Below are 3637 nucleotides of genomic sequence, written 5' to 3' on the forward strand. Positions count from 1 at the left end.
TGCCGACATTGGCAATGGTCGCCGTGGTGCCGGCCGTATAGGTGGTATCACCGATGGTGAAGTTGACCACGCTGACCGCGCCATCGGCGCTCGAGGTGCCTGTGAGGACGCTGCCGGTCAGAGCGGTGTCTTCAAGGGTCGAGACCGTTTCGCTGGCATCGGTGAAGCTGTCGTCGACCGGCGTGACGCTGATGTTCAGGGTCGAGGTGTCGTTAGATCCCGAACCGTCGGTGACGGTGTAGGTAACCGTTGGCACGGTGCCGTTGTAGTTGGCAGCCGGGGTGAAGGTGTAGGCCCCGTTCGCCGCGATTACCAGGGTACCGACGTTGGCGATGGTCGCCGTGCTGCCGGCCGTGTAAGTGGTCGAACCAATGGTGAAGTTGACCACACTGACTGGACCATCGACGCTCGAGGTGCCGGAGAGGACGCTGCCGGTGAGGGAGGTGTCTTCGGCGGTGGTCACGCTTTCGCTGGCATCAATAAAGCTGTCATCGACCGGGGTAACGCTGATGTTCAGGGTCGAAGTGTCGTCTGTGCCGGAACCGTCGGTGACGGTGTAGGTGACGGTCGGCACCGTGCCGTTGTAGTTGGCAGCCGGAGTGAAGGTGTAAGCCCCGTTGGCACCGATCACCAGGGTACCGACGTTGGCGATGGTCGCCGTGCTGCCCGCGGCGTAGGTGGTATCGCCGATGGTGAAGTTGACCACGCTGACTTGGCCATCGACGCTGCTCGTGCCAGTGAGGACGCTGCCGCTGAGGGCGGTGTCTTCAGCGGTGGTCACGCTTTCGTTGGCGTCTGTGAAGTTGTCGTTGACCGGGGTAACGCTGATGTTCAGGGTCGAAGTGTCGTTTGTTCCCGAACCGTCGGTGACGGTGTAGCTAACGGTCGGCACTGTGCCGTTGTAGTTGGCGTCCGGGGTGAAGGTGTAAGTCCCGTTGGCGCCGATGACCAGGGTGCCGACGTTGGCGATGGTCGCGGTCTGGCCGGCGGTGAAAGTACCCGTCACGCCGTCGATGCTGAAGTTGACCACGCTGACCGCGCCGTCGACGCTCGAAGTGCCGGAGAGGACGCTGCCGGTCAAGGCAGTGTCTTCCAGGGTCGAGACCGTTTCGTTGGCATCGGTGAAGCTGTCGTCGACCGGCGTGACGCTGATGTTCAGGGTCGAAGTGTCGTTAGGTCCCAAACCGTCGGTGACGGTGTAGGTAACGGTTGGCACGGTGCCGTTGTAGTTGGCGGCCGGGGTGAAGGTGTAGGCGCCGTTGGCGCCGATCACCAGGGTACCGACATTGGCGATGGTCGCTGTGCTGCCGGCTGTGTAAGTGGTCGAACCAATGGTGAAGTTGACCACGCTGACCGGACCGTCAACGCTGCTCGTGCCGGTGAGCACGCTGCCGCTGAGGGCAGTGTCTTCCAGGGTCGAGACCGTTTCGCTGGCGTCGGTGAAGTTGTCGTTGACCGGCGTAACGCTGATATTCAGGGTCGACGTGTCGTTAGGTCCCGAACCGTCGGTGACGGTGTAGGTAACCGTTGGCACGGTGCCGTTGTAGTTGGCATCCGGGGTGAAGGTGTAAGCGCCATTGGCGCCGATCACCAGGGTGCCGACGTTGGCGATGGTCGCGGTGCTGCCGGCGGCGTAGGTGGACTCACCGATGGTGAAGTTCACCACGCTGACCTGGCCGTCGACGCTCGAGGTGCCGGTGAGGACGCTGCCGGTCAAGGCGGTGTCTTCCAGGGTCGAGGGCGTTTCGTTGGCGTCGGTGAAGTTGTCGTTGACCGGCGTCACGCTGATGTTCAGCGTACTGCTCGAGCCAGTATTGGTGGTGTATGTCACCTGTGGAACATTGCCATTCCAGTCGGCAGCCGGCTTGAAGGTGTAGTCGCCGTTGCTGGAAATGATCAGCGTACCGACACCCGTGATGGTCGCGGTCTGGCCCGCCGTGAAACTGCCGTTGACCCCGTTCACACTGAAGCTTGCGACGCTCAGGGCATTATCGACATCGTGGTCGTTGGTCAGCACGTTGCCGATCGCGTTGTGATCTTCTTCGACGGTGATCTGATCCGCCTGCAGCACGCTGGCGTCATCGACGGCAGCCACGTGCACCACCAGTGGCAGCGAGGTGCTCGCGCTTGGGGCATCGCCGTCTTTGGCGGTGGCCGTTACGGTCAGGGGGATGTCGCCATTGAAGTTCGTCGGCGGTGTCAGCTTGAGCGTGGACAGGTTCCAACCCGTAATGTCCACCGACGTCGAGCCGTCGGCAGCATTGAAGGTGTGGGTGCCATCGGTGAGGCTGGAACCCGCTGGCAAGCCGCTCAGTGTGAGGGCAAGCGTTTCCGAGCCGTCGGCGTCATTGGTGTGGGCCTGAATGGTGGACAACAGGATCGCGTTGTCTTCAAGGCCCGAGTTGAGCACCTGAGTGACATTGATGTTGTCCAGCACGCCGCCCAGGCTGTTGCTGTCACCAGCGCGGAACTCGAGTTTCTGGTTGCCATCGGCAGTGACCGGAATGTCGAAGCTGTAGTGCTGCATGCCCGTGGTCGAGGTGTTCAGGGTGCCAATGAGTTGACCGCCCCAGTACACGTTGATGAGCGAATTATCTACGCCGGCACGCGGTGCATAGTCGAACGACACGTTGTACGAGGTGCCGGCCTTCGCATCGATAGTGGTGTAGAGGTTGCTCGCATCACCGGCATTACGCTCGAGTTCGATGACCTGGTTATTGCCGCCGGCACCGTAGACGCTGGCTTTGCCGATTTCGACCATGCCCCCGCGGTTGTCAGTGTGCCAGGCGCCGTTGCCGAGCTTGCTGACATCGACGTCGACACTCGCAGCGACTTCCTGGAAGTCGGTCGAGGCAACAATGCCGCCACCGGTCAGCGACAGGCTTGGGGTATCGGTGACTGGCGCGACGACGATGGTGCCGGTCGCTGAAGTAGCAGAAGGCATGCCCCCGTTGTCGGTCGCGCTGTAGGTGAAGCTGGTGGTGCCACTCCAGTCGCCGGTGGGTTTGAAGTAAACCGTTGCGCCATTGGCCGTTGCGGAAATCACGCTGCTGGTGGTCAGCTCGATGGTCCCGGCGGCGTCTGCGTAAAACTTGCCATTGGCCGGCAGGCTGGTCAGGGTGAAGTGATTGACGCTGCCGTCAATGTCATTGCCGCCGAGCTGCACGGCGATCAAATGATCTTCATCACCACTGGCCGAGGTGGTGTTAACGGTCGGAGCGTCGTTGACCGGGTTGACCGTGATGTTCAGCGTGCTGGTGGAGTTGGTGTTGGTGGTGTAGCTGATCTGTGGAACCGTTCCGTTCCAGTTCGCGGCAGGGGTGAAACTGTAATCGCCATTGGTGGCGATAGTCACAGTACCAACGCCGGTGATAGTCGCGACTTGACCTGCGGTAAAGGAGCCGGGGACACCTTGTATGGTGAATGTCGCGACACTCAGAGCGTTGTCGACATCGATGTCATTGCCAAGCACGTTGCCCGTTGCAGCGTGGTCTTCATCGACGGTCTTGGTATCTGCAATCAGGACGCTCGGGTCATCGACCGGGGTGACGTTGATGGTCAGGGTCGAGGTGACATTGCTGCCGGAACCGTCGGTGACGGTGTAGCTCACCGTCGGCACCGCGCCGTTGTAGTTGGC

1 protein-coding gene is annotated in these 3637 nt (G+C 61.4%); it reads right to left on the bottom strand.

Translation table 11 applies throughout. From position 1 onward, the window contains the following. Nucleotides 1-3637, bottom strand: a 3637-nt coding sequence (locus PMI26_RS03810) for a beta strand repeat-containing protein (RefSeq protein ID WP_007979305.1), incomplete at both ends; no start/stop codon positions are given.

Origin of the sequence: Pseudomonas sp. GM33, from assembly GCF_000282295.1 — a bacterium.
In the GTDB taxonomy this organism is placed as follows: domain Bacteria; phylum Pseudomonadota; class Gammaproteobacteria; order Pseudomonadales; family Pseudomonadaceae; genus Aquipseudomonas; species Aquipseudomonas laurylsulfatiphila.